The 26284-nt window shown below is 72.4% G+C and carries 25 protein-coding genes and 1 pseudogene; 15 read left to right on the top strand and 11 right to left on the bottom strand.

Annotated elements, in window-relative coordinates:
- The first annotated feature begins 24 nt into the window (after positions 1-24).
- The 3 genes from NQU55_RS15260 to NQU55_RS15250 are packed head-to-tail and all read left to right on the top strand — an operon-like array spanning position 25 to position 3694.
- Positions 25-969 (top strand): ABC transporter ATP-binding protein, encoded by a 945-nt coding sequence (locus NQU55_RS15260; RefSeq protein WP_168093023.1) that lies wholly within the window; start codon positions 25-27, stop codon positions 967-969.
- On the top strand, positions 966-1721 hold the full coding sequence (locus NQU55_RS15255; protein WP_168093024.1) for an ABC transporter permease: 756 nt from the start codon (positions 966-968) through the stop codon (positions 1719-1721). The genes NQU55_RS15260 and NQU55_RS15255 overlap by 4 nt, the downstream gene beginning before the upstream one ends.
- Entirely contained in the window at positions 1718-3694 is a 1977-nt protein-coding gene (locus tag NQU55_RS15250) for a TOMM precursor leader peptide-binding protein (RefSeq protein WP_256790701.1), read from the top strand. Before NQU55_RS15255 ends, NQU55_RS15250 begins: the two co-directional genes overlap by 4 nt.
- A 104-nt stretch (positions 3695-3798) precedes the next feature.
- Here the strand turns inward: NQU55_RS15250 and NQU55_RS15245 are convergent, their stop codons facing one another.
- Positions 3799-3975 (bottom strand): thiazolylpeptide-type bacteriocin, encoded by a 177-nt coding sequence (locus tag NQU55_RS15245; RefSeq protein ID WP_058043691.1) that lies wholly within the window; start codon positions 3973-3975, stop codon positions 3799-3801.
- A 257-nt stretch (positions 3976-4232) separates the two neighbouring features.
- Here NQU55_RS15245 and NQU55_RS15240 point away from each other — a divergent pair, with 257 nt between their 5' ends.
- A complete protein-coding gene (locus NQU55_RS15240; protein ID WP_168093025.1) occupies positions 4233-5498 on the top strand; it encodes an amidohydrolase in 1266 nt (421 codons plus the stop codon).
- 42 nt (positions 5499-5540) lie between these two features.
- Here the strand turns inward: NQU55_RS15240 and NQU55_RS15235 are convergent, their stop codons facing one another.
- Positions 5541-6146: a 2'-5' RNA ligase family protein gene (locus NQU55_RS15235; protein ID WP_168093026.1), complete on the bottom strand. Its 606-nt coding sequence runs from the start codon at positions 6144-6146 to the stop codon at positions 5541-5543.
- Positions 6147-6252: 106 nt separating this feature from the next.
- On the opposite strand from NQU55_RS15235, the gene NQU55_RS15230 reads away from it, so the two are divergent.
- Positions 6253-7446, top strand: a complete 1194-nt coding sequence (locus NQU55_RS15230; protein ID WP_256790700.1) for a serine hydrolase domain-containing protein — start codon at positions 6253-6255, stop codon at positions 7444-7446.
- A 128-nt stretch (positions 7447-7574) separates the two neighbouring features.
- Here NQU55_RS15230 and NQU55_RS15225 read toward each other — a convergent pair whose 3' ends face one another.
- The 3 genes from NQU55_RS15225 to NQU55_RS15215 form a co-directional block, all read right to left on the bottom strand.
- Positions 7575-8996 carry an MBL fold metallo-hydrolase gene (locus NQU55_RS15225; RefSeq protein ID WP_240977082.1) on the bottom strand — a complete coding sequence of 474 codons (1422 nt, stop codon included), beginning with the start codon at positions 8994-8996 and terminating at the stop codon, positions 7575-7577.
- Positions 8997-9053: 57 nt separating this feature from the next.
- Entirely contained in the window at positions 9054-9512 is a 459-nt protein-coding gene (locus NQU55_RS15220; protein ID WP_256790699.1) for a hypothetical protein, read from the bottom strand.
- A gap of 154 nt (positions 9513-9666) precedes the next feature.
- The gene (locus NQU55_RS15215) at positions 9667-10362 is read right to left on the bottom strand and encodes a transglycosylase SLT domain-containing protein (protein WP_256790698.1); all 696 of its coding nucleotides are present in this window, start codon (positions 10360-10362) and stop codon (positions 9667-9669) included.
- Between the two features lie 415 nt (positions 10363-10777).
- Between NQU55_RS15215 and NQU55_RS15210 the strand changes: the two genes are divergently transcribed.
- Positions 10778-11593 (top strand): hypothetical protein, encoded by an 816-nt coding sequence (locus NQU55_RS15210; protein ID WP_256790697.1) that lies wholly within the window; start codon positions 10778-10780, stop codon positions 11591-11593.
- Positions 11594-11684: 91 nt separating this feature from the next.
- A complete protein-coding gene (locus tag NQU55_RS15205; RefSeq protein WP_168096836.1) occupies positions 11685-12959 on the top strand; it encodes an MFS transporter in 1275 nt (424 codons plus the stop codon).
- Between the two features lie 44 nt (positions 12960-13003).
- Here the strand turns inward: NQU55_RS15205 and NQU55_RS15200 are convergent, their stop codons facing one another.
- Positions 13004-13390, bottom strand: a complete 387-nt coding sequence (locus tag NQU55_RS15200; RefSeq protein ID WP_256790696.1) for a VOC family protein — start codon at positions 13388-13390, stop codon at positions 13004-13006.
- Between the two features lie 241 nt (positions 13391-13631).
- Positions 13632-14288 carry a maleylpyruvate isomerase N-terminal domain-containing protein gene (locus NQU55_RS15195; RefSeq protein WP_168096686.1) on the bottom strand — a complete coding sequence of 219 codons (657 nt, stop codon included), beginning with the start codon at positions 14286-14288 and terminating at the stop codon, positions 13632-13634.
- A gap of 194 nt (positions 14289-14482) precedes the next feature.
- On the opposite strand from NQU55_RS15195, the gene NQU55_RS15190 reads away from it, so the two are divergent.
- On the top strand, positions 14483-15427 hold the full coding sequence (locus tag NQU55_RS15190) for a CAP domain-containing protein (protein WP_240977045.1): 945 nt from the start codon (positions 14483-14485) through the stop codon (positions 15425-15427).
- Between the two features lie 123 nt (positions 15428-15550).
- Here NQU55_RS15190 and NQU55_RS15185 read toward each other — a convergent pair whose 3' ends face one another.
- Entirely contained in the window at positions 15551-15808 is a 258-nt protein-coding gene (locus tag NQU55_RS15185; protein WP_168096684.1) for a putative antibiotic biosynthesis monooxygenase, read from the bottom strand.
- A 103-nt stretch (positions 15809-15911) separates the two neighbouring features.
- On the opposite strand from NQU55_RS15185, the gene NQU55_RS15180 reads away from it, so the two are divergent.
- Positions 15912-16505, top strand: coding sequence for a TetR family transcriptional regulator (locus NQU55_RS15180; RefSeq protein WP_256790694.1), 594 nt, complete (start codon positions 15912-15914; stop codon positions 16503-16505).
- 132 nt (positions 16506-16637) lie between these two features.
- Positions 16638-17147, top strand: coding sequence for a hypothetical protein (locus NQU55_RS15175; RefSeq protein ID WP_168097049.1), 510 nt, complete (start codon positions 16638-16640; stop codon positions 17145-17147).
- Between the two features lie 18 nt (positions 17148-17165).
- Here NQU55_RS15175 and NQU55_RS15170 read toward each other — a convergent pair.
- Positions 17166-17345 (bottom strand): annotated as a pseudogene (locus tag NQU55_RS15170) (short-chain dehydrogenase); the annotation flags it as partial.
- Between the two features lie 102 nt (positions 17346-17447).
- Here NQU55_RS15170 and NQU55_RS15165 point away from each other — a divergent pair.
- Both NQU55_RS15165 and NQU55_RS15160 read left to right on the top strand, forming a co-directional pair.
- The gene (locus NQU55_RS15165; protein WP_256790693.1) at positions 17448-19124 is read left to right on the top strand and encodes a serine/threonine-protein kinase; all 1677 of its coding nucleotides are present in this window, start codon (positions 17448-17450) and stop codon (positions 19122-19124) included.
- Positions 19121-20707, top strand: a complete 1587-nt coding sequence (locus NQU55_RS15160) for a serine/threonine-protein kinase (RefSeq protein ID WP_256790692.1) — start codon at positions 19121-19123, stop codon at positions 20705-20707. The genes NQU55_RS15165 and NQU55_RS15160 overlap by 4 nt, the downstream gene beginning before the upstream one ends.
- Before the next feature lie 76 nt (positions 20708-20783).
- Here the strand turns inward: NQU55_RS15160 and NQU55_RS15155 are convergent, their stop codons facing one another.
- Positions 20784-22430: a flavin-containing monooxygenase gene (locus NQU55_RS15155; protein ID WP_168095201.1), complete on the bottom strand. Its 1647-nt coding sequence runs from the start codon at positions 22428-22430 to the stop codon at positions 20784-20786.
- 231 nt (positions 22431-22661) lie between these two features.
- Positions 22662-23264, bottom strand: a complete 603-nt coding sequence (locus NQU55_RS15150) for a hypothetical protein (RefSeq protein ID WP_168095202.1) — start codon at positions 23262-23264, stop codon at positions 22662-22664.
- A gap of 179 nt (positions 23265-23443) precedes the next feature.
- On the opposite strand from NQU55_RS15150, the gene NQU55_RS15145 reads away from it, so the two are divergent.
- The 3 genes from NQU55_RS15145 to NQU55_RS15135 all read left to right on the top strand — a co-directional run bounded on the left by NQU55_RS15145 (position 23444) and on the right by NQU55_RS15135 (position 26244).
- Positions 23444-23812, top strand: coding sequence for a VOC family protein (locus NQU55_RS15145; RefSeq protein ID WP_168095203.1), 369 nt, complete (start codon positions 23444-23446; stop codon positions 23810-23812).
- 286 nt (positions 23813-24098) lie between these two features.
- Positions 24099-25526 carry a rifampin monooxygenase gene (gene rox / locus NQU55_RS15140; protein WP_256790689.1) on the top strand — a complete coding sequence of 476 codons (1428 nt, stop codon included), beginning with the start codon at positions 24099-24101 and terminating at the stop codon, positions 25524-25526.
- Between the two features lie 88 nt (positions 25527-25614).
- Entirely contained in the window at positions 25615-26244 is a 630-nt protein-coding gene (locus NQU55_RS15135) for a hypothetical protein (RefSeq protein ID WP_256790688.1), read from the top strand.
- Positions 26245-26284 lie beyond the last annotated feature (40 nt).

Below are 26284 nucleotides of genomic sequence, written 5' to 3'. Positions count from 1 at the left end.
CCCCATAAGAAGAGCTGAGGAACGATGACAGACAAGAAGCCGTCCGCACGCGCGGCGGCCTCCGCCCTGGTGCTGGACGGCGTACGCAAGCGCTACGGCGACAAACAGGCCGTGGACGGGATCTCCCTGACCGTGGAGCGCGGCGAGTTCTTCGGCGTGCTCGGCCCCAACGGCGCGGGCAAGACCACGCTCGTGGAGATCATGGAGGGGCTGCGCAAGGCCGACGCGGGCAGCGTCTCGGTCCTGGGCGCCTCCCCCTGGCCCCGCAACCTCGCCCTGCTGCCGCGCATGGGCGTGCAGACCCAGACCTCGGCCTTCTTCACCCGGCTGACGGCACGGGAACATCTGGCGACCGTCGCGGCCCTCTACGGCTCCGACCCGGCCGGAGTCGAGCGCACCCTGGCGCTGGTCGGACTGGCCGAGCAGGGCGGCGTGCGCGTCGACGTCCTCTCCGGAGGGCAGCGGCAGCGGCTCGCCATCGCCTCCGCGCTCGTCCACGGCCCGGAGCTGATCTTCCTCGACGAGCCCACCGCGGCCCTCGACCCGCAGGCGCGCCGCGCCCTGTGGCAGGTGCTGCGCGCGCTCAAGAGCGAGGGGCGCACGATCGTCTACACGACCCATCACCTGGACGAGGCCGAGGCGCTGTGCGACCGGGTGGCCATCGTCGTCGCGGGACGGGTGGTGGCGCTCGACAGCCCGGACCGGCTGGTCGGTGCCGCGCAGGCGCCGACCCGGCTGCTGGTGCCGGCGGACCGGATCACCGTGGAGCGGGCGCAGGCCTTCGCGGGCGCCGACCGGGTCACCGCCGAGGGCGGCTCGGTCGTCATCGAAACCCGGTCGGCGGGACCGCTGCTGGCCGCCCTCGGCGCGGACGTCGGCCTCGACGGCATCCGCACCCGCACCGCCACCCTCGAAGACGTCTACCTGGAGCTCACGGGCGAGCTCGCCGGAACGGAGCAGCACGCATGAGCGCCTACACCGCACTGACCGGGGCGAGTTACCGGGCGGCGATCCGGGACAGGACCACCGTCTTCTTCACCTTCGCCTTCCCCTTGATCTTCCTGGTCGTCTTCGGGCTGATCTTCCGCGGCAAGACGGTGGAGCAGAGCGGGCGCGGCTACATCGACTACATCGCCCCCGGCGTCCTGTCGTGGGGCGTGGGCAACGCGGCCGTCTTCGGGGTGGCGTTCACGCTGATGCAGTGGCGCCGCGACGACCTGCTGCGGCTGATCCGGCTGACGCCCGCCCCGCTCGGCTCGGTGCTCGCCTCGCGGTACGTCATCGCCCTGGCCGTCGGGGCCGTGCAGGCCGTGCTGTTCATCGGCGTGGCCCTGCTGCCGGTCTTCGGACTGCACGTGGACGCCACGTGGCCGTGGGCTCTGCCGGTCCTGGTGAGCGGCATCACCGCGTTCCTCGCGATCGGCATGGTGATCGGCTCGCGGGCCGACACCCCGGAGGCCGTTGCCGCCGTCGCCAACTGCGTCATGGTGCCGATGGCGTTCCTGTCCGGGGCGTTCTACCCCCTGGACGCGATGCCCTCCTGGCTGCAGACCTTCGCCAAGGTGCTGCCGCTGCACTATCTCAACGACGGCATATCGCGGGCGGTCTCCGGGCGCGCCGACCTCGCCTCCACCGCCGTGGCGTGCGGGGGGCTGGCCGTCTTCGCGCTGGTCTTCGGCGCGATCGCGGTGAAGACGTTCCGCTGGAGCAACGCGTCATGAGCACCGCCACGACCGCGCCCCCGCTGGTTGCCGATCCCATGGACGGCGCGAGCAGGCAGCTGCAGCAGGCACTCACCGAGCGCTTCCAGGCCTCAGGACACGGAGCCGGCCGTCCTGCTCCCATCGTCGTCCCGGTGGGCGCGGCCGACGCCTTCCGGCCCGCTGCGGACCCGCACGGCGCGCTGCGCCCCCGTGCCACCGTCCACCTGACCGCGCAGGCGGCACTGATCGGCCCCTGGGGCGCGCAGGGGGAAGCCCCTGCAGCGTGCGGCGCCTGTCTCGCGCGGCGCTGGCAGCGGCTGCGCTCGCGCTCCGAGCGGGACGCGCTCGAAGTGGGCACGGACATGACCGGGGCGGGCCTGTGGCCCGTGCTGCCCGACCACGCCGTGGACGCGATCTGGGCCGTGTACGAAGCGGTCCTGCTCTCCGGGCGCCCGGCCGGGGCGGGCCGGCCGGACGGCGAGTGGCACACGTCCGCCGACCTCCCGCTGCCCCAGGCCACGCGCGTCGACCTGGCCACCCTGCGGGTCACCACGCTGCCGCTGCTCGGCGACCCGCTGTGCCCCGCTTGCGGCCCGTTGCCCGGCCCGTACGCCCCGCCGGAGCTCGTCACCCGGCCCAAGCCCGGCCCCGGCGTGTCCCGGCTGCGGCCGGCCGGCTCGTACCCACTGCCGCAAGGAGCCCTGGCCAACCCCGTGTGCGGCGCGCTCGGCGAAGGGACCTGGCTCAACGTCGCCTCCCCCACGACCTCCCCGGTCGCGGGCAGCGTCTTCGTCCGGACGTACGCGGGCCTGTCCGACGTCACCTGGAGCGGCCAGGCCAACTCCTTCGCCGCCAGCCGGACGCTGGCGTACCTGGAGGGCCTCGAACGGTACGCGGGCATCCACCGCCGCCACCGGGGCGAACCGCTCGTCGCCGCCTACGACGACGTGCGCGACGAGGCCGTCGACCCGCGCACCTGCGGCACGTACGCGCCCGAGGTCTACCGCACCGACCCGATGCTCGCGCCGTTCGACCCCGCACGCCCCATCCCCTGGGTGCACGGGTACTCCCTGCGCGACGACCGCACGGTCCTCGTGCCCCGGCGGGCGGTCCACTACGGCGCCGGCGTCGACAGCGACAACTTCGTCTTCGAGAGCTCCAACGGCTGCGCCACCGGCAGCTGCCTGGAGGAGGCCGTCCTGTTCGGGCTGCTGGAACTCGTCGAACGGGACGCGTTCCTGCTCGGCTGGTACGGGCGGGCCCGGCTCACCGGCATCGACCTGGCATCGTGCCGCGGCGGCGCGGTGCGGGCCATGGCCGACCGCGCGGCGCTCCAGGGCTACGACGTCCACGCCTTCGACAACCGCGTCGACCTCGCCGTGCCCGTGGTGACCGCCGTGGCCGTACGCCGCGACGGCGGGCCCGGCACGCTCTCCTTCGCGGCGGGCGCCCGGCTGGACCCGGAGGAGGCCGTGGAGGCGGCGCTGTCCGAGGTGCTCACGTACCTGCCGCACCTGGACCGTCAGGTGGCCGAGCACCGCACCGCGCTGGAGGCCATGGCCGACGACTTCTCCCTCGTACGGGAACTCACCCATCACGCCCGGCTGTACGGCCTGCCGCGGATGGCGCGGCACGCGCGCGAGTACCTGGAACCGGAGTCCGTCCGCCCGCTGGCTGAGCTCTACGCCGGCTGGCAGCGGCAGCGGCCCGCCACGGGCGACCTCCTGGACGACGTGCTGCTGTGCCGCGACGAGCTGACGGGCGCCGGCTTCGACGTGATCGTCGTCGACCAGACCTCTCCGGAGCAGGAGCGGATGGGGCTGTGCACCGTCTCGACGGTGGTGCCCGGGCTGGTGCCCATCGACTTCGGCTGGGACCGGCAGCGAGTGTTGGGCATGGACCGGCTGCGGACGGCCTTCCGGCGCGCGGGGTGGCGGTCGACGGATCTGCGGGAGGAGGAGATCAGGCGGGTGCCGCACCCGTTCCCGTGAGCGCCGTCCCCGGAGACGACGCGCCGGAAGCCCTCGGCCAGGGCAGGGACGAGGGCTTCCGGTTCGCCGGCCGTACGCCGGACGGCTGACTGCGCTGCCTGGGATCAGGCGGAGCAGCTGGTGGTGCTGGTGGTGCTGGAGCAGGTGCTCGTGGAGCTGGAGCTGGTGGAACCGGCGAGGACGACCTCGCTCGCGTCCGAGTAGTCCGAGATCTCGAAGGTCTCCGACTCCAGCTCCAGGATCTCCTGGGCGAGCGTGGCGAGTTCGGCCTGCTGAGCCATGGTGCTTCTCCTTGCGTCGTTGCTGTGGCCGGTGTGTACGGCCGGCGATCCGCCGCCCGTACGTCCGTACGTCCGTTCTTGCCCCATCAGTCCAGCAGGGCCCGCTGACAGATCTCTGTGCAAGCCGCTGACACCAGGTGTCAGCGGGGCTGCGCGACCCGTCCAGCCGCCTGACCGGCTGACGGGCTGACCGACCGGCCAATCCGGCCAATCCGGCCAGCCTCCCGATCCGACCGAGCCGAAAGGTGCACCAGCCCATGTCCATATCCATATCCATGTCCGCATCCGCATCCGCATCCGTGCTCCCGCGCGATCTCCTGGAGGCCGTCACGACGCTCTACCTCGACCTGCACGCCCACCCCGAGCTCTCCGGAGAGGAGTCACGCACGGCGGCCTGCTTCGCCGACTGGCTGACCCGGGCCGGCTACCGGGTGACGGCGGGCGTCGGGGGCCACGGTGTCGTCGGCCTGCTGGAGAACGGCGAGGGACCGCTGGTCGTGGTGCGCGCCGAACTCGACGCCCTGCCCGTCCAGGAGCGCACCGGCCTGCCGTACGCGAGCCGGGTGAGCACCCCGGTGCCGGTGATGCACGCCTGCGGGCACGACCTCCACCTCGCGGCGGCCGCGGGCGCGGCGAGCGTGCTCGCCGCGGATCGGCGGCTGTGGCGGGGCACGGTGATGGTGGTAGGGCAGCCCGCGGAGGAGACGCTGAGCGGCGCGCAGGCCATGCTCGACGACGGGCTCCACGACCGGTTCGGCCGGCCCGACGCCGTACTGGCCCAGCACGCCGCGCCCCTGCCGGCGGGCATGGTCGCCCATGGCACGGGCCCCATGACGGCGGGCAGCGTCTCCCTCGACGTCGTCGTGCACGGCCGCGGCGGCCACGTCGCGACGCCCCACCTGGCCGTCGATCCGGTGGTGACCGCTGCCGCCGTGGTCGTGCGCCTGCAGACCATGGTCGCCGCCGAGACGGCACCGGCCGAACAGGTCGTCCTGACCGTCGGCCGACTGCAGGCGGGCACCCGCGGCAACGTCATCCCGGACCGCGCCGAACTCGGCCTCACCGTCCGCGGCTTCTCCGGCGCCGCGCTGGACCGGGTGGTGACGGCCGTGCACCGGATCGTCCGTGCGGAATGCGACGCCTCGGGCTGCCCGGTGCCGCCGGAGATCTCCGTCGTTTCCCGCTCTCCCGTCAACCGTCCCGATCCGCAGCTCACGGCGGCCATCCGGGACGCGCACGCGGCGGCCTTCGGCGAGGCTCGCGTCACCGGCTGGCCGCCGTCCATGGCCACCGAGGACTTCCCGCTCCTCGCGCCGGACGGCGTGCCCACGGCGTACTGGATGCTGGGCACGGCCGGTCCTCGCCAATGGGCGGCCGCCCCGGGCACCACCGCCGCCGAGAAGCTGGCCGGCCTTCCGCCCAACCACTCCCCCCTCTTCGCCCCGAGCCCGCGCCTCGCCCTGCCGACCGGGATCACGGCCATGGTCACGGCGGCGCGGGCCGCACTGGGCTCTCCCTCGTGATGTGCCTGTGGCGGCTCGGCTGCCGGGCCGGGTCCCTCCGCCCTACAACTCGTACTCCGGCGGCCTGCGGACCTCCCCCGTGCCCAGCGCGATCACTGCCCGCGGCTGCATGGGCCCGTCGCCGCGCCGGGAGAGCAGGACCACTTCGTCGACGACCGCCGGCAGTGAGCCGAGGCGGGCGGCGCACTCGGCGGCGAGCTGCCGCGGCTCCTGCGTGCGGCCGAGGGACAGGTGCGGGGTGAAGCGGCCGCCACGTCCGCGGCAGAGCGGGAACCGCGACCCCAGCGCCTGCTGGAGACGGGCCCACGCGGCCGGGCCGGCCGCGGCCGGATCGAGCCACACGGTGGCGTAGTGCCGGTGGCGGAAGTAGCGGACCCCGGAGAGGCGCGCCGTGAACGCCGCGGTCTCAGCCGCCCCGGCGGCAAGCAACGGCAAGGCCCGTACGAACTCCTCCTCCGGTACGAAGCCGAACAGCAGGTTCACATGCGGCGGCCATCGCCGGACCTGTGGATCGTGCTCCCACCGGATCTCCTGGATCGCCGGCCAGAGCTCCTGGGGCGGCATCCATGCCACCGCCGTCCGAGGCGTCGGCGCCACGTCCAGCACATCCAACGGCTCGGCCCCGCCGAAATCCCGGTTCCCGTCCACACCTCCATGCTCCCGGACGACGGAAGACCGTCAACCTCCCGGAGGGCTCAGGAGTCCCCTTGAGTACCACAGCAGCAGCACCCCACCGGAGACGGAGATAGCCCACATGGCCACGAACGCCTTACCTCGCACTCTGGTCACCCTGGCACTGGCCGGAGCGGTCGCCGCAGCCGCGGTCGCCCCGGCCTCCGCTGCACCGCGTACTCCCTCACCCCCCTCCCCTCACTCCGCCCACTCCGCCCACTCCGCCCACTCCGCAACGCAGGACGCCCTCGACGCGATCACGCGCGCGGGGACCCCCGGAGTCCTGGCCCGGGTCGACCGTGCGGGCGAGTCCTGGAACGGCACCTCCGGTGTGGCGGACCTCCGCACCGGCCGCCCGCGCCTACCGCAGGACCGCTTCCGCATCGGCAGCCTCACCAAGCCCTTCATCGCCACCGTCCTGCTGCAGCTCGCCGCCGAACCCGAGCACGGCCTGTCGATGGACGACACGGTGGACAAGTGGCTGCCCGGCCTGGTGCGCGGCCACGGCAACGACGGGCGCCGGATCACTCTGCGCCGGCTGCTCCAGCACACCAGCGGGCTGTACGACTACATCAACGACGACGGACTCCGCGCCAAGTTCACCGGCAAGGCCTTCTTCGCCCATCGGTACGACAACGCCACCCCGGAGGAACTGGTACGGATCGGCCTCGCCCACAAGCCGCTCTTCGAGCCCGGCAAGGGCTGGTCCTACTCCAACACCAACTACGTCCTGGCCGGCATGGTCATCGAGAAGGCCACGGGCCACGGCTACGCCTCCGAAGTGGAACGGCGCGTCATCAGACCTCTCGGCCTGCGCGGGACCACGGTCCCCGGCTCGTCGCCGTCGGTGCCCGGACCGCACAGCCGCCACTACTCCAAGCTCTATGTGGACGACCCTGCCGCGCGGATCTACGACGTCACCGAATTCAACCCCTCCTTCTCCGGCGCCTCCGGCGAGATGATCTCCACAGCCCGCGATCTGAACGTCTTCATCCGTGCCCTCGTGCGCGGCAAGCTCCTTCCCCCCGCCCAGCAGAAGGAGATGTTCACCGGGCACGACCTGGGCGGCGGCCGGTCCTACGGTCTCGGGATCAGGTCACAGACGCTCGGAGCATGCGGTGTGCAGGTCTGGGGTCACAGCAGCGAGGTCACCGGCTCCATGACCCGGACGGCCGCCACCGCCGACGGCGAGCACGTCGTCACCATCAACCGCACCAGCGACTGGGGCGATCCCGCGCTCGAGCAGGCGGCCGTGGAAGCGGAATTCTGCCGATGAAGGACGAGGCGAAGATGGCGGGGGCCCGCTGGGATCCGGCGCACGAGCGGTGGGTGTACGACGGGGTCCGCCGCGTGCAGACGCTCAAGCGGCTGATCCGGTAGGCCGGACGCGGCCCGGCTCGGTGGTCACCGGTCGCCCTCCAGAGGGCGACCGGTCGCCTTCACCCAGTCCGGGGCACCGCCGACCAGCACGGCAAGGTCCCGGCTGCCGCGGCGGGCGAGGAGGCTGGCGGCGCTCATCGCGCGCTCGCCGTGCCCGCACATCACCACCGTGCCGTCGCGTATCTCGTGGCCGTCGGCGGCCAGGTCGCCGAGCTCGGTGTGCGCGGCGCCGGGGAGGTGCCCGGCGGCGAACTCCTCGTCCTGACGTACGTCCAGGACCGGGCGGTCTCCGATCCGGCCCGCTGCCACCAGCCCGATGGTCTCGGCCGGGCCGCCGTCGGCTCGCCAGGCCTCCATGCCGCCGTCCAGTTGCCCGGCGAGCCGGTCGTAGCCGATCTTCGCCGCCTGCCAGGCGAGTTCGTCCGGGTCCTGCCCGGGTCCGAGGACGAAGGCGAGCGGCACGTCCGGGGGCAGCAGCCAGCCGGTCCAGGTCGCGAACGCCGGCCGCAGCGCGTTCGAGACGGCGCCGGGGACGTGCCCGGCGGCGAACTCGGTGACCGGGCGGGCGTCGACCAGGTACGCACCGTCGGCGAGCAGAGCCCGGAGCCGGGCCGGGGTGAGCGGCTTCAGGCCGGGGGCGCCTGCGAGGAGGGCGGGGCCGTGGCGGTTGACTTCGGCGAGGCGGGCGAAGTAGGCGGGGTAGGAACCGAGCGAGCCGAGCAGCCGGGCGACGAACGCGTCCTCGTCCGGCGCGGCCAGGAGGTCGTTCGCCCGCTTCTCGGCGCCGATGGTGGTGGTCCGCTCGGAGCCGGGCGGGGCCGAGCAGAACGACCCCGCGCCGTGGGTGGGCCAGACCTCGGTCGCGACCGGCAGCTCGGTCAGGCGGCGCAGCGAGCGGTACTGGGCGCGGGCCAGCTCTTCGGCCCGGTCCGCGCCCTGGAGGTCGGTGCGGGCGGCCGAGCCGACGATCAGCGACCCGCCGGTGAACACGCCGAGCACCCGGGACCCGTCGAGGAGCAGGAAGGAAAGGTGCTCGTCCGTGTGGCCGGGTGTGGCGAGCGCCCGCAGGGTCAGCCCTCCCAGATCCACCTCGTCGCCGTCGCCGAGTGCCGTGTGGGGGAAGGCGCGGTGGCCGGCGGCGGAGGCCAGCACGGTGGCGCCGTCGTCGGCCGCGAGCTGGAGCGCGCCGGTGAGGAAGTCGGCGTGCAGGTGGGTGTCGGCGGCGAACGCCACCGCGAGGCGGCACCGGTCGGCGGCCTCGCGCAGGGCCCGGAGGTCCCGGGAGGCGTCCACGGCCAGGGCGCGTCCGTCGCCCAGATCGACCAGGTAGGCGCTGTTGCCCAACCCGGCGTCGACCAGGGGCGTCAGATGCTCGTCGGCGAAGCCCATGGCGTCCTCCAGCATCGTGGCGGTGCGGCGGCATCCCGATCCTGGCTTTTCCTTCAATATTCCACGGTTTTTTGGAGGATGCCATGGCTGCACGGGGGCACGGCGGGGCCGGTTCTACTCCGCGCCGGGCAGCAGTTCCGCCTCGACGGCTGCTGATGGGTGCAGGCTCATACGGCTGGGTACTTGCCCGTCCGCCATCAGGACGTCGGGCACCGTGGACTCGTGGAAACGCAGGTACCCGATGGGGCCCGGGGTCGACGTCCGCGCGGCCAGCCACACCAGGAGGCCCTCAAGGGCAGGGAACTCGTCGGGGTGCACTTCCTGGCGCGCGGTGAGAGCCCAGCCTCGCGGCCCTCGGCAGAGTTCGCCGACCAGAGCCCCGCCGATGCGCCATGCCGGACCCCGGGAGGCGAGCAGAGGGTACGTCTCGGGGCCGCCCGCCTCCTCATCGTCCTCATCGTGGCCGGCGTCACCGCCCTCGTCGGACAGGTGCCGGCGGAGCAGGTCCAAGTCCGTCTCCGGAAGGGAGCCCGGGAGGTCGAGGGCCAGTTGCAGTTCGTATATGTCACTCACGCCGGAAGAGTACGGCCTGGTAGGGCACGCCTTTGCCGAGCCGGGGAAGTTCCAAGACGGCGCCTTCGGCCTCCGCGCTCGGGATCGCCCCGGGCATGCGAAAGGGCGCAGCCCCTGTGCGGGTGCTGCGCCCTTCGTGTTGTCCGTGGCCGGATCAGTACGCGGAGTTGACGTTGTCCATGGAGCCGTACTTGTCGGCGGCGTAGTTGCAGGACGCGGTGATGTTGGCGACCGGGTCGTAGATGTCCCAGGACGTGCCCTCGACGTGGTAGGCCTTGAAGGTCGGGTCGATGATCTGCAGCAGGCCCTTGGAGGGGACGCCGTTGACGGCGTTGATGTCCCAGTCGTTGATCGCGCGGGGGTTGCCGGTCGACTCGCGCATGATGTTGCGCTTGATGCCCTCGTAGGAGGCCGGGATGCCCTTGGCCTGCAGGACGTCCAGGGACTCCTTGATCCAGCCGTCCAGGTTGTCCGCGTAGGTCTTCTTGGCGGGGGCGGCGGGCTTGGCGGCCGGAGCGGGCTTGAGGGCCTTGCGCTCGGTGGAGCGGTTGGCGCGCTCGGCGTCGGCCTCGGCCTTGGCGGCGGTCTGCGTGGCGGCCTTGGCGTCGGCGCCGGCCTTGGCAGCGGCGGCGTCGGTGGCCTTGGCCAGCTCGGCGTCGTGCGTCGCACCGAACTCCTGGGCGCTCTGGGCCACGGGCTTCACACCGACGCTGGAGCCGGCGTCGGCGGCGGAAGCCTGCGGCACCAGCGCGAACGTCAGAGCGGCGGCACCGGCGACGGTGACGAGACCGGCGGCGGAGAACTTGTGAGCCTTGGGCAGAGCGGTATAGCCGGAGATGGTGGAGCGCATGACTGAGCTGAACCTCTTCCAATCGGGGATGTCGCACCCGGGCCTGTCCGGCACGGGAAAGGCGCCGCGTCTCGAACGACGGCGCCCTGCGACTCAGCCATTGTTAGCGGCGCGAAACCCGCCTGACAAAGGGTGTGACCTACGACGTAGCACCGTAAAAACCCCACCCGAAGTAGCCGGAATGCCCAAATTTGCGCCCCTGTCACTACGGCCCGGCATCGTATGTGATCGGGCCCACGTGCGTGCCCTCACGCTCCAGGCCCCCATCACCCACTCACCGCGACCGGCCGATTACACCCACGGGAGGGCACGCGCGCGCCCGAGCACCACTCACGCACTGCCCACGAGCAGCGCCGCTGCCCTCTCCTCCGAAAACGGCTGTGCCGCCTCCCTGCCCGCGCCCTACGCTCTGCGCGTGTTCCCCATCGCCCTCGCCTGCGTCGTGCTGCCCGTCACCGCCCTGCTGTACGGGCTGCTCGGGCTGCGTCGCCGCCGGGACGGCCGGCGGTACCGGGCGGCCTCCGAGCGCTGCGCCGAGCTCGTGGTCGACCCTCACTACGCAGCCGCCGCCCGCTGGTGGCCCGAGGACGACACCCAGGCCGCCGCGGCCCGGCTGCTGCTCGCCGGATTGGCCACCGTCAACCACCGGGGCAACCTGAGCCTCACCGCGGACGGCACCGACCCCGCGCGTACTGCCGGGCACCCGCTGCCGGACGCCCTGCTCGCCACGCTGCGCCGTCGTACCGCACCCGCCGCCGTCGGCCACATCGTGCTCCGCGACACCGCCTTCCGTACCGCCCGGGAGGAGTTCCACACCGCCTACCGCGCAGGCCTGCCGCCCCCGACGCCGGCTACCGCGCGCGACCTGGGCTGCCTGGGCGTGATCGGAGTGCTACTGCTCGTCATGGAGATGTCGTTCACCTGTGCCGCGGTGCTCGACAGCGCACCCCGCGGGCCGGAACAGTGGGCGGCAACCGCTGCCACGGCACTCGCGCTGATCGCGCAGATCGCCTGGTTCGGCCGCTACGACAGGCAGCGCGACGCGGACGGCCCGCCCGACCCGCTCACCGAGCGACTGTCCCGGATGGGCCTGCACCCGGCGCTCGCCGAGCTCTCATCGCGGGATCCGGAGAGTGCCGACCGGCTGCGGACCAGCCGGTTGCGGACCCGCCGCACCCGCAACCGAGGCCGACCACGCCGCCGCAGCACCCCCACCGAGGCCGGAGCCTGATCCCAGGACGGCCCGGGCGGGGACCGGGGGACCGGCGCCGGGGGCGGGGCCGGGGCCGGGACAAGACAGATCGGCGAGAGGGGCATGAGGCATGGCGGGCAGGCGGGCGCTGGGGCGGCGGTTCGGGCGGTTGTGGGGCGCGTATGCGGTGAGCGCGTACGGCACCTCGCTCGGGTTCGGCGCGTTCCCCCTCATCGCGGTCCTCGTGCTGGACTCCGGGCCGGCCCAGGTGGCGGCGCTGGCCGCCGCCGGCCGGGCGGTGGGGGCCGTGCTGGCGCTGCCGCTCGGCCCATGGGTGGAGTTCCGCCGCAAGCGGCCGGTCATGGTGGCGATGGACCTGATCCGGTTCGCGGCGCTGATGAGCGTCCCCGCCGCGTTCGCCCTCGGGTGGCTCGGCTTCGCCCAGCTCCTCGTCGTCTCCGTCGTCGTCGCCGCGGCCAACATCGCCTTCACCGCGACGAGCGGCGCGTATCTCAAGGCGCTGGTGCCGCCGGAGGACCTGCTCGTCGCGAACAGCCGGTTCGAGTCCACGACGTGGACCGCGACCATGGTCGGACCACCGCTCGGCGGGGCCGCGATCGGAGTGCTCGGCCCCGTGACGACCGTGGTGGCCGACGCGGTCAGCTACCTGCTCTCGGCGCTGGGCATCCGTGCCATCGGCGGGACGGAGCCGCGCCCTTCCCGAACCGATGCGCCGCGGCTGCGGGCAGGCGATCTGCTCGAAGGGTGGCGCCACATCCTCGGCCACTCCGCGCTGCGCCGGCTGTTCCTCAACTCGGTCGTGGTCAACGGCCTGATCATGGCCTCCGAGCCGCTGCTCGCCGTGCTCCTGCTGGGCGATCTCGGGTTCGCGCCCTGGCAGTACGGCCTCGTCTTCGCGGCCCCTTGCATAGGCGGCCTCGTCGGTTCACGCCTCGCGCACCGGCTCGTGGCGCGGTTCGGGCAGCGGAAGGTGCTTCTCACCGCCGGAACGCTGCGCGCGTGCTGGCCCGTCGGCCTGGCGTTCGTCCAGCCCGGCGTCCCCGGGATCGTGCTCGTCATCGCCGTCCAACTCGGCCTGGTGACCTGCTGCGGCTTGTTCAACCCCGTGCTGGCCACCTACCGGCTCCACCACACCGCCCCCGACCGGGTCGTCCGCACCCTGTCCGCGTGGTCGATCAGCAGCAGCGTGACCATCGCGGCCCTGACCGCCACGTGGGGCCTGCTCGCCGCCGTCACCGGCCCCCGCACCGCGATCGCCGTCGCCGGAGTGCTCCTCCTCGCCACCCCGCTGCTGCTGCCGCGCCGTCAGCAGGCACCGCAGAACGAGCTCGCCGGTGCAGGAGTCCCGAGCCTGAGCGCGGACGGTGATCGCGGCGGGCGCTGAGCCGACGCCCCGGCCGACGCTGAGCCGGCATGCCGGCCGGCGCCCTACTTGCTGTGCACGATCTGGATCAGGTTGCCGCAGGTGTCGTCCAGAACCGCAGTGGTGACCGTGCCCATCTCCTGCGGCTCCTGGGTGAAGCGCACCCCGAGTTCGCGCATCCGGTCGAACTCCGCTTGAACGTCGTCCACGGCGAAGGAGGTGACCGGAATGCCGTCCTGGACCAGCGCCGTCTTGTACGGCTGCACCGCGGGATGGCCGGAGGGCTCAAGCAGCAGTTCGGTCCCGTCGGGGTCTTCCGGAGAGACCACGGTCAGCCACCGGTCCGCGCCGAGCGGGATGTCGTGCTTCTTCACGAAGCCCAGCACGTCGGTGTAGAAGCGCAGGGCCTTCTCCTGGTCGTCGACGAAGACGCTGGAGAGGTGGATCTTCATGAGGTGCTCTCCGGGATTCTCGTGCGGCCAGGTGGGCCGGCTGATCGCCTGGCGGCGCGACGGACCCAGGCCGTGCCTCGTCACCAGCCGTGGGCACATGCTAGGAGCTCTGACGACGCCTCATCGATGGGACGCGCCCTATCAGGTGGCCACGGCCCGGGAGAGGGCTCGAACGGCCGAGCCCTTGGCCGGGCCGGTGCTGACCCGGTGTCGGTTGTCGCTCCGGGGGGCTGCCGGTCCGTCAGCCGAGGACGAGCGGGAGTTTCGCGGCCAGCTCCCCCAGGTCGGCCTTCTCCTCGCCGGTCGGGGCGCGCCGGCCGGTGCCGATCAGCAGCGCGTCCTTGTCGGAGAGCGACGGGGGCAACGCCGCGCCGGCAATCCTCTCCAGGAGCTCGCGTGCTCCCGCGAGGCTCTCGGCCGGCGGGTCCGCCGCGTCCGGAAGGTGCGCGATCAGGTCGAGGTGGTGAAGCGTCCATTCCAGGACGTAGACGGAAAGGTAGTCGGCCACGGTGAGGACCTCGTCGCGGGTGCCGACCCGGAGGGCGGGGTCCGCGAGCCCGGCGGCACGGCCGGCCGCGGACCCGAGGTCGTCGAGGTGGAACTTCAGCAGCCAGGGCTCTTCGTAGGCGGCGGCCAGACGGACGGTCAGGGCGTCGAGCGGATCCTCGCCGGTCGGCGGTCGGTCCTCGACGTTCCAGTAGGTCACCGCGTCCCGGGTGGGTTCCCCTTCGGCCGGGGTGACGAGGGTGATCAGGACGTCCTGGGCGTCGATGACCAGGTGGCACACCAGGTCCCGCACCAGCCAGCCGGTGCAGCCGGACGGCCGCGCGAAGTCCTCGTCCGGAAGTTCGGCGACCGCTGTGCGCAGTGCTGTCCACGAGCGTGAGAAGAGATCCACGGCCGCAAGCTAGCAGCGCCCGGCCCCCGTTGCGACCGAATTCCTTCCGCGCACGAGTCCTGGCCCGGCCCCTCCGGGACTCTCGGGAACCCGAGACGAAGATGTTCGGAAATTTTTGTTATCCACCCCCGGTCGCCCCGTCTCCTGAGGTGTTGGACCAGCACTCAGTGACACCCGCACCGGAAGTGATCCGCATGAATCGTGAACTCGAGACCCCGATGTCCGACCCGGCGTCCGACGGCACCACGGGCCCGCGTCGGCGCCGGGCCCGTGGCAAGCGCCCCAGTCGGGCCCTGGTCATAGGCGGGACGGTGGGGCTGATAGCCGTCGTGGGCGGCGGTTACGGCGTGGCCCAGTCGCTGTCGGGCGGCGGGGAGACCCGTACGGACGCCGCGGCGTCGTCCGCGCCGGCCACGGACCAGCCCACCGAGCCGTTGAAGGAACACCCCTCCGTGGCGGCGGCTGCTTCCTCCGCTCCCAGTGCGAGCAGCAGCGCGTCCCCGAGCGCCGGCGCGAGCGCGTCGGCGGCCGCGGGCAAGGACAAGGGCAAGGACGGGGGCCGGGAGAACAAGGACCGGGCCGGGGTCAAGACCGAAGCGGAGGCAGGGGCCGGGGGCAAGCCGGGCACCCGGTCCTCGGCCGAGGACAAGGCCGATGAGGCCCCCTCGACGGGCCGTGGGAGCGGCAGTGGCTCCGGCAGCGCCCGCAAGCCCGCGACCGGCGGTGGCGGCGGCGCCCAGGCCGGCGGCGCGAACGGCAAGCACGTGCAGCAGGTCGTCGACATGGTCAACGCGGAGCGCGCGAAGGCCGGCTGCTCCCCGCTGACCATCAACGCGAAGCTGCAGGCGGCGGCCCAGGGCCACTCCGACGACATGGCCGCCCGCGACTACTACGCCCACACCAGCCCGGAGGGCAAGAGCCCCGGCGACCGGATGACCGCCGCCGGGTACCGCTGGAGCACGTACGGCGAGAACATCTTCAAGAGCCCCAAGGACGCCCGTACGGCGATGGACGGCTGGATGAAGAGCCCCGGCCACCGCGCCAACATCCTGAACTGCTCCTTCAAGGAGATCGGCGTGGGCATCAACTTCAAGTCGAACGGCCCGTGGTGGACGCAGAACTTCGGCGCCTCCTCCTGACCCGTTCGTGACTGCGCGGGCCGGCGGCACGATGCCGCCGGCCCGCGCGGCGTTTCTCTGCCGTCCGCCCCTCGTCGCACGTCTTGCGGCGGGGGGCTTACGCATGCGCCACGGCGTGCGGTGTCAGCGGGCGGCGCGCATGAGCAGCCGGGCCCGCAGCCGCTGCAGTCGCGGCATCAGGACGTACACCACCGTGAGGACGACGCACGCGCTGAGGACGAGGGTCTGCAGGACGAGCGGCAGGCGCTTCAGCCATTGGTGGAACAGCAGCTCCAGCACGGTGAGCGTGGGGAAGACCGACACCCAGATCATCAGGGCCATGTGGTGACGGGGCGGCGGGCCGGCCTGGGGCGCGGCGGGGGCGGGGGTGGGCTCGGACATGCTGCGGACTCCTTGACGATCAAATTCCAACCAACCGTTTGGAGATTAACTTAACTTTCAAGCAATCTCCAAACGGTTGGTTGGAATCCCGTATGATCGGCGCATGGCCTGGGACACCGCACGCACCCGACAAGCCCTCCTGGACGCGGCCGTCGACGAATTCGCCGAGCACGGCTTCGACGGCGCCCGCATCGAACGCATCGGCACCCGCGCCGGCGTGAACAAGGAGCGGATCTACCAGTACTTCGGCAACAAGCAGCGGCTCTTCGGGCAGGTGCTGGAGTCGGAGCTCGAGCGCATCGCCACGACCATCCCCCTCACCGCCGAGCAGGCCGAGGACCTCGGCCACTACGCCGGTCTGCTCTACGACTACCACCGGGCCCGCCCGCAGTTCGTCCGCCTGCTGCACTGGGAGGGCCTCCAGGACCGTGGCGGCCCCGCGCTCAAGGAACCGGAGCGCACCGCCACCTACGGCTCGCGCGTCGCGGCGCTCGCCCGGACCCAGCGCGAGGGAGTGCTGGACACCGGCCTGCGGCCCGAGGAACTCTTCTACGCCGTCCTGGCCCTGGCCGCCTGGTGGTTCACCGTCCCCCAGGCCGTCCGCATGATCTTCGGCGGCCCCTCCGACCCGGAGGCCGAGCGCGCCTCCCTGATCCGGCTGGTCCGCAGGCTGGCGCAACAGGGCGGGCCGGAATAGGGCTTCGGGCCTGAATAGGGCTTTACGCACGGCTCGGGCGGCCGCTGAATCGAGGAGGACAGGACGGTGCACGCGGTGGGGCGCTCCGCTCCACCCGGGGCCCGTCCTCTTGACCTCCAGGAGGCGACGTCCATGACGGATGTACGCAAGGACATACACCAGGGCCCGGGCAAGGGCATGGGCCTGGGCCTGGGCAAGGATCCGCACAGGGGCCTGCACGCGGGCGCACCCCACGACACACCGCCCGGCAGAACCGCCCGCGCTGCCCGCCGCAGACGCACCCGCGCCCTGCCGACGCTGCTGGCCGTGGCCACCGCGGCGGCGCTGGCGGGGACCGGCGCGGCCGGCGTGCCCGCCTCCGCCGCCTCTCCCGGCACAGCCGCGGCCGCGACTGCCTCGCTCCTGTGCCCGACGGCAAACCTTTGCCTCTACGTCGGCGGCATCGGCATCCCCGAGCCCCTCCAGATCCCTCAGTGCCGGGGCCGGGACTTCGCCCCTCCGTTCCCCGCAAGGAAGGTGGAGAACAACACACAGCGGATCGCACACCTGTCGACGCCCACGGGCACCGTGCTCCTGAAGCCCGGCCAGAGCATGGACTTCCGGCCGGACCTTCAGATCACTTCGGCGCGGACTCTTTGCTGAGGAGTGCACCAGCAGCGGTCAGGCGCGGGCCGGGATCACGAACCGTACGCCCGTCAGTCGTCCCGACAGCTCCCACAGCCGCCGGCCCGTCCCGGTATCGGCGGCAGCGGGGGCCGGCTCGACTCGCGTCGGGCCGCCGCGCAGTTCGGCCATGCCGTCCGGCCCGATGAACTGGCCGCCCTCCGCAGCCGGGCCGGTGTTCCTGACACCGCCTGACGCCACCCACGGAGCCCCGCGCCCACTCAAGAACCCCGCCCCGCCTTATGATCCCTACGCATTCAGGGGGAGGACGGATTCGGCATGCGGATGCTGGGAGTGGACGGACCGACGCACGTGGGGCCGTTCAGGACGGTCGGGGTGCTCGGGCAGGGCGGCATGGGGCAGGTGCTGCTCGGGATGGCACCGGACGGCCGGTTCGTGGCCGTCAAACGGGTGCACGCCGACCTGGCGGAGGATCCCGGGTTCCGTTCCCGGTTCCGGCGGGAGGTGGACGCGTCGCGACGGGTGTCCGGGGCCTACACCGCGCCGGTCGTCGATGCCGACCCGGACGCGCCGACACCGTGGCTCGCCTCGCTCTTCCTGCCGGGGCCGTCGCTGAGCGAGGCACTGGAAGCGGGCGGCGCGCTGCCCGAGGAGGCGGTACGGCTGCTCGCCGCCGGGCTCGCCCAGGCCCTTGCCGACATCCACCGGGCAGATCTCGTGCACCGGGACCTCAAACCGTCGAACGTTCTCCTGACCGAGGACGGCGTACGCGTCGTCGACTTCGGCATCGCCCGCGCGGCCGACCACCAGACGAAGCTGACCCACACGGGCGCGCTGATCGGCTCGCCCGCGTTCATGGCGCCCGAGCAGGTCCGGGGCGAGCGGCCGGGCCCGGCCGGGGACGTGTTCTCCCTCGGCGTCACGCTTGTCATGGCCAGTACGGGCCGGACCCCGTTCGCCGGCAACTCGCCGCTCGCGCTCATGCACTCCGTCGCCCACGACGTCCCCGACCTGAGCTCCGTACCGCCCCGGCTGCGCCGGATCGTCGAGCCGTGCCTGGCCAAGGACCCGGCCGCGCGGCCGACTCCCGCGCAGCTCCTCGACCTGATCGGACCGCTCGCCACCTCCGCGCGCCCCTGGCCGGAGGCGGTGTACCGGCAGGTCGCGGACCGCCGGGCCGAGGCGGCCCGGCTTGCGGCCACGGCAGGCTCCGCAGCCCCGCCCGCAACTGCCGACTCCATACCCGACTCCCTACCCGTGTCCATGCCCATGCCTGTCGCCGTGCCCGTGCCCGTGCCCGCCACAGCCGGCCCGGTCCCCTCGCCCCCCGCCGCGCCGTCAGGGGATCCCGCCCCGCGCCGCCGCCCCCGGTGGCTGACCGCCGCGATCGCGGCGGGCGTGACGCTCGTGACGGTGGCGGCCACGGTCCTGGCCGTCGGCCCGGACAACGTGTACTACGCGTTCGTTCCCGAGCCCGTGCCGACCCCCGGCTCGACCCCGCTCGCCCAGGTCCCGGACAAGTACACCAAGACGGTCCCCACCTGCGTGCAGGTCCGCCGCAGCATGAAGGCCCCGGACGGTTTCGGCGAAGCCACGGGCAACTTCCCCGACAAGGTGTGGGAGCAGTCCGACAGCGACGGACACACGCATCCGTCGACCGCCTGCGTCTGGCACACCCGCTCCGGCGACAAGATCGACGTCACCTGGAACCTCTACCGCTCCCGCACCGACGGCCCCACGGGCTCCGAGCAGGCGAAGAAGCACTACGAGGGCATGTACATGCGCTCCAAGACCCCGCGTGACCCCGGTCTCGGGTTCGCGGAGGAGGGCATGTGGCTGAAGAACCCCAGCGACAGCAGTTGCCTGCTGTACGCCCGGGACGGCAACTTGTCCCTGTTCATCTCGGTCCAGGGCGTCCACTACCCGAAGGGCGCGTGCGAGGACCTCACGAAGGACATGGCCCGGCAGGCCGTTGCGGCGGTGACGGCCCTGTGAGCACCTCCGGAGACGCACCGCACCCGCTGCCGGAGAAGGCCGGACCGTACCTCCTCCTCACCGAACTCGGCCGGGGCGGCATGGGGCGCGTCCTGCTCGGCGTCGCGCCGGACGGCCGGACGGCGGCGGTGAAGCTCGTCCACGCGCGGCACGCGGCCGACGACGGCTTCCGCTCCCGCTTCCGGCGGGAGGTGGAGGCCTCGCGGAGAGTGTCCGGTGCGTACACGGCGGCCGTCCTCGACGCCGACGCGGACGCCGAGATGCCCTGGCTCGCCTCGGTGTTCGTGGCCGGCCCCTCGCTGGGAGCGGCCGTGGAACGCGCGGGCGCGCTTCCCCCGGAAGCCCTGCACCGCCTGGCGGTGGGCCTGGCGACGGCCCTGGACGAGATCCACCGTGCCGGTCTCGTCCACCGCGACCTCAAGCCCGAGAACGTCCTGCTCGCCGAGGACGGCGCCCGGGTCATCGACTTCGGCATCGCACGGGCGGCGGAGTCAGGGGACGTCACCGAGCTCACCGGTACGGGATGGGTGGTCGGCTCACCGCCCTTCATGTCGCCCGAACAAGCGGAGGGCCGCGAGCTGACCGGGGCGAGCGACGTGTTCTCCCTCGGCTCGGTCCTCGTCCTGGCGGCGACCGGCCGCAGCCCGTTCGCCGGCTCTTCCGCCCTCCTGACCCTCTACAACCTCGTCCACACCGAGCCCGACCTGAGCGCTGTCCCCCGGGCCCTGCACGGGATCGTGGTCCGCTGCCTGGCCAAGAACCCGGCCGACCGGCCCACGCCGGCCGAGCTGCTCGCCCTCCTCGGTCCGGTGACGCCGGCGGCCCGGCCGTGGCCGCCCGCTGTGCACGGGATGGTCGACGAGCAGCGGGCGCGGGTCCGGGGACTGTTCGACGGCGATCCCGAGCGCACGGCGGTCCTGTCCCGCGCCGGCTCCACCGCCGTCCCGCCGACGGCCGTGCTCACCACGTACGGCGCTCCCGCCTCTCCCCCGCCCTCCCGTCCCCGCCGCCGCCCCGTGGCGTGGGTGACGGCAGGGGCGGTGCTCGCGGCGGGGCTCGGCGTGGGCGCGTACCTGCTCCGGCGCGATGACGACGACGGCGACGGACCGGCGGACAGGTACGTGACGATGCCGTTGTGTTCGGAGGCCGTTCCCAAGCTTCCCCTGCGGGGAGAGCGCAGGAAGGACAAGGACGTCTACCAGGAGAGGGCGGAAGAGGCGAGCACCATGTGCTCCTGGCACGACAAGGACCAGCCCCAGTCGGACGGCTGGAACGCCTTCCCCAGCGCGAGGGTCTCGTGGGACCTGTACCGCTCGGACCCCGATGAGAACGGCACGGGAGAGGCACAGGAGCGGTTCGCCGGCGGCGCGAAGGGCGAGCGCCGCGCGGACGGCCTCGGCTTCGGCGACGCCGCGTACTGGTCGGCGTCCCAGCCCGACCGGCAGAGCTGCCAGCTCAACGTCCGTGACGGCAACCTCGTCGTACGCGTCTACCTCGACGCCGCCAGGCACCCTGCCTGCGAGGCGGAAGCGCAGGACATCACGAAGGCTGCGCTGGCGGCCATGCCGCCGCGGGCGAGCTGATCGGGAGGATCGGCCCGCCCGGGAACGGCGAGTGGACCGGGGAACGGCCCGGGGAGCAAACCCGGGGTCGAGCCCCTCAGCCGGCGGCGCCCGACAGGACGAAACCGCGGTACCCGTCCCGCGCGGCGGCGTCGCATTCCGCCCGGTAGCGGTCCGCGCCGCCCGTGTAGGCCAGGAACACCCGGGGCTTGCCCGGCACGTTCGCCCCCGTGTACCAGGAGGCGACGTCCGGGTAGAGGGTCCGGGAGGCGAGGTCGGCGACGTGGGCGCACCACTCCTCCTCCGCGCTCGGGGTGGCGTCGATCTCGGTGATGTCGTTCTTCCGCAGGTGGGCGATGCAGTCGGTGATCCACTCCACGTGCTGTTCGATGGACACCACGGCGTTGCTGAGCACCGAGGGGCTGAGGGGGCCGATGACGGTGAAGAGGTTCGGGAACCCGGCCGAGAGCAGGCCCAGGTGGTTGCGGGGGCCGTCGGCCCACTTCTCCCTGAGGGTGGTGCCGCCCTTGCCGACGATGTCCACGGCGACCTGGGATCCGGTCATGGCGTCGAAGCCGGTGGCGAAGACGATGACGTCGACGGCGTGCTCCCGGTCCGAGGTCTTGATGCCTCGCGGTGTGATCTCCACGATCGGCGTCTCGGTGAGGTCCACGACGTTCACGTGCGGCTCGTTGTAGGTGGCGTAGTAATTGGTGTCCAGGCAGGGACGCTTGGTGCCGAAGGGGAAGGTGCGCGGCGAGAGCGTCTCGGCCGTGGCCGGGTCGGTGACGATCGAGCGGATCTTGGAGCGGACGAACTCGGCGACGGTCTCGTTGGCGGCCCGGTCGGCGAGGATGTCGGTGTACGTGCGCAGGAGGCCGCTGAGCAGGCCCGTCTCCCAGCCCTTCTCGTAGGTGGCCGTGCGCTCCGCCTCGTCCACTTCCAGGGCCGAGCGGGTCGGCAGCTCGAAGACGGTGCCTCCGCGGGAGCGGCGCTGGGCGGCGCGGAACTCCGGGTAGTGGGCCTTGAATGCGGCGTTCTCCGCTGCGGACAGCGGCCGGTTCAGGGCGGGCAGCGCGTAGACGGGCGTGCGCTGGAAGACCGTGAGTGAGGCGGCCTGTTCGGCGAGGAGCGGGATGGCCTGGACGCCGGAGCAGCCGGTGCCGATCACGGCGACCCGTCTGCCGGTGAGGTCGACGCCCTCGTGCGGCCAGTCGGCGGTGTGCAGGGCCCGGCCGGCGAAGGTGCCGGCTCCGGGTATGTCCGGTTCCTTGACGGCCGACATGCAGCCGGTGGCCAGCACGACGAACCGGGTGGTGACCGTCTCCCCGCTGTCGGTGGTGACCTGCCAGAGGTGAGCGCCCTCGTCGTACACCGCGCGGGTCACGCGGGTCTGCAGGGTGACGTCCTTGCGCAGGTCGAAGCGGTCGGCGACGTGGTGGAGGTAGCGCAGGAGCTCCGGCTGCGTCGCGTACCGCTCGCTCCACTCCCACTCCTGGTCCAGTTCGGGAGAGAAGGAGAAGGAGTACGACGTGCTCTCGACGTCGCAGCGGGCTCCGGGGTACCGGTTCCGGTACCACGTTCCGCCGATGTCCTCGCACGCTTCGAAGACGCGGGTGCGCAGGCCCAGTTCGCGCAGCCGGTACAGCTGGTAGAGGCCGGAGAAGCCGGCCCCGACGACGACGGCGTCCAGTTGCGGGGCGACGGGGGCGGACGGGGAGGGGGGCCGGGGGGCGGTGTGCATGCCGTTCTCCTGACAGGTCTCTCGTACCGGGGTCGTACGGGCGGACGCGTGCCGGTGCCGGGGCGGCGGCCTCCGGCGCCCCCGGCCGGCGGTCCCGGCCGACGAGGCCGCCGGTGCCGGTGCCGGTGACCGGCTCCTTCACGTGCTTCCCGTGGCGACACATCCTGGTTCACGCACCGGCGTTCCGGGAAGACCTGCAGCCGGGCCGCCGTCGCTCGCGGCCACGTTCGTTCAGCTCGTCACTGCGGCCTTGTGGTGGGCTTTCCGGAACCGCCAGGGCCGGTCGTCGTACGCGCCCGGCGCGAAGCGTTCCACCGCGGCGACGATGAGGTCGTGGTGCTCGCGCCGGCGCCGGGGCCGGAACATGTTGCCCAGGGCGTAGTACGGCAGGGCCAGGGGTTGCTCCAGCGCACGGTCCTTCCAAGGAAGGGTGGCACCCGCGCGCACGCGGAGCACCAGGACGCCACGGTTCCGCGTGAACTGGACCGCGTCGAGGGCCGACCAGGGGACGGTCTCGACGCCGCGCCGCTGCACTTTACTGATGCCTGCCGCGTCGATCCGCAGTGCGGGCTGCCGCCACGAGCGGAGGAACACCGGCAGCGTGAGCACTCCCCCGGCCACCGGCAATGCCGTGTACCCGGCCACGTCGGGAAGCGTCATGATCTCCATGCCCGCGCTCGTCAGCAGCACGACTCCCAGGCCCGCGACCACTTCGAGCAGCAGCAGGCCCGCCACCACGGTCAGGACGATGCCGAGGTGCCCCACCGCGCGCCGCCCCTTCTCCGCGGGCAGCAGCAGACCACCGCCCCCTGCGGGATCGGCACATGCAGACATCGGGAACCTCCCTGGAAGACCTGGCCAGGGCTCTTGTCGGGCCCCGTTACGGATCGCGTCGGCGAACCGGATGAGAGGATCGTACGTTCGAAACCGGGGGCGAGGCGCAGCGCTGATCACTACGATGTGACGGCATACGAGTCCGAACCCGCAGCATGACCGGCCGTCACGGAGTTTCCATGTCCCCGCAGATGAAGCTCACGGCGATCACGCTCGACTGCGCGGACCCCGAGGCGCTGGCCGCCTTCTATCAGCAGGCCACCGGCCTTGAGCCGCACCCTAAATCTGACGGTGACTTCGCCGGCCTCACCCGCGAGGACGGGCTTTTCATCGGCTTCCAGCGGGTCGACGACTATCAGGCTCCCCGCTGGCCCGGCCGGACCGTGCCGCAGCAGATCCACCTCGACTTCGAGGTCGACGACCTCGACGAGGCGGAGGCCCTCCTCCTGGAGCTGGGAGCGGGCAAGCCGGAGTACCAACCGAACGAAAACAGATGGCGCGTCCTGACCGACCCGGCCGGGCATCCCTTCTGCCTGACCCGAGGCTGACGGGGATTCGTCCGCACGCAGTGGACGGCAACAGGCAAGGGGAATCACCCGCTCCTTGCCACTCTTAACTTATAGCGCACCAGGGGGCTTGCGGCAAGGCCCCGTTCGTACTGCACAATCATCAACCTCGGCCAGAGCCTGCGGAAATAACGGAGCCACGACGTACGTGTGCTGTTGTCCACGTACGGGTCACGCTGCGTGGTGGTGCAGGACGGTGCGTCCGGCATGCACGGCAGTCGGCCGAGATCTGACGTTGTCACATTTATGTTTGTTTGATGGGGGATTCATGATTGACGTCATCGTGGTCGGCGGCGGCCCGACCGGCTTGATGCTGGCCGGCGAGCTGCGGCTGCACGGCGTGCACGTGGTCGTGCTGGAGAAGCTGGCGGAGCCGACCACCGAGTCCCGCGGGCGGGGCCTGCACGTGCGCAGCGTCGAGGTGATGGACCAGCGCGGCCTGCTGGAGCGGTTCCGCGAGGTCAGCGAGCCGTTCACGGTCGGCGGTCCGTTCGCCGCCTTCCCCACGCCGTGGCCGGAGCAGATGGACACCGCGCACCCGTACGGCCTCGCCATGCCGCAGCCGGTCACCGAGCGCGTGCTGGGTGAGCGCGCCGCCGAGCTCGGCACCGAGGTGCGGCGCGGCTGCGAGGTGGCCGGGCTGAGCCAGGACGAGGACGGGGTGACCGTCGAGCTGACGGACGGCACGCGGCTGCGCTCGCGCTACGTCGTCGGCTGTGACGGCGGCCGCAGCACGGTGCGCAAGCTGATCGGCGTCGGCTTCCCCGGCGAGCCCCCCACGGTCGAGACGCTGCTGGGCGACATGGAGGTGGCCGAGGACCCGGCGACGGTGACCGCCGTGGCGGCCGAGGTCAGCAAGACCCACGTGCGGTTCGGCGTCGTCCCCAACGCGGACGGGACGACGTACCGCGTCATCGTGCCCGCCGACGGCGTGGCCGAGGAGCGTGCCGCACCGACCCTGGAGGAGTTCAAGCAGCGACTTCGGGAGGTCGCGGGCAGCGACTTCGGCGTGCACTCGCCGCGCTGGCTCTCCCGGTTCGGCGACGCCACCCGGCAGGCCGAGCGCTACCGGGTCGGCCGGGTGCTGCTGGCCGGCGACGCGGCGCACATCCACCCGCCGGTCGGCGGGCAGGGGCTCAACCTCGGTGTGCAGGACGCGTTCAACCTCGGCTGGAAGCTGGCCGCCGAGGTGGGCGGCTGGGCGCCGGAGGGGCTGCTGGACAGTTACCACGCCGAGCGGCACCCGGTGGGTGCCCGCGTCGTGCTCAACACCCGGGCGCAGAGCGTGCTGCTGCGGACCGATGCGGGCGCGATGGCACTGAAGGAGCTGTTCTCGGAGCTCCTGGAATTCGAGGTCGTGAACCGGTACGTGACCGAGATGATCACCGCGGTCGGGGTCCGCTACGACCTCGGCGAGGGCCACGAACTGCTCGGCCGGCGGATGCGGGACCTGCAGCTGAAGCAGGGGCGCCTCTACGAGCTGATGCACGGCGGCCGCGGTCTGCTGCTCGACCAGACCGGCCGCCTCTCGGTGGACGGCTGGGCCGACCGGGTCGACCACGTCGTCGACGTCAGCGAGGAACTGGACGCGCCCGCGGTGCTGCTGCGGCCGGACGGCCACGTGGCGTGGGCCGGTGAGGACCAGCAGGATCTGCTCGGCCACCTGCCGCGCTGGTTCGGCGCCGCCGCCAACTGACCTGCGGTCGCGGGCCCCGGAGACGGGGCCCGCGAAGCTGCCGCCCCCGGTGGGCGATCCTTGCGGGTCGGCTGCCTATGCTGCGTCGGTGGCTGAAGTGGACATGAAGAAATCGCAGGGCGGGACGGTGGACAGGGGTTTGTACCTCCTGTTCACCTTCGCCGTGGTGGGGCTCGGCTGGATCATTGCCGCGGTCAACACCGGAATCTCGTACGTCGCACTGGGCACGGACCTGATCCCGATCATCACCGGGCTCATCGGGTGCGGGGTCTTCGCGCTCGTCCTGCGTTTCCTCCACTGCGCCTGGTGGCTGGCCTTCCTCTCCTTCCTGCCGGCGGTGTTCGTGCTCGTGGGTTCGGTGCAGTACGCGCCCGAGTCCACGCTCGACGAGCGGGGCGTCCGCGAGACCGTCCGCATCTCCGCCGACAGCGGATCGGCCCACCGCTTCACTCTCACCGGCCGGTCGGGCGAGCTCAAGCAGACCCTGGACTACGACGGCGACCACCCGCAGTGGAAGGTGGGCGACCAGGTCGATGTCATCAGCGACCCGAAGGGCGTCGTCCCGCTGGAAGCGGCCTCCGACGTCGACCCGGACGGGCAGTTCGCCGCTCTCGTCACGGGCGTCGCCGGGTGGACGGGCATCGCCCTGCTCGCCGGCCGGCGCGGATTCGTACGGCGTCGCGCGGGCCGCCGCCCCGCGTTCGAGGACTTCGACTGATGCGAGGACTTCGACTGGGCCGGGCCCGGTGCCCGGCTCA

This window comes from Streptomyces telluris (assembly GCF_024519335.1).
Taxonomy (GTDB): Bacteria; Actinomycetota; Actinomycetes; order Streptomycetales; family Streptomycetaceae; genus Streptomyces; species Streptomyces telluris.
The sequence above is the reverse complement of the archived record's forward strand: the minus strand, read 5'-3'. Positions and strand labels throughout refer to the sequence as shown.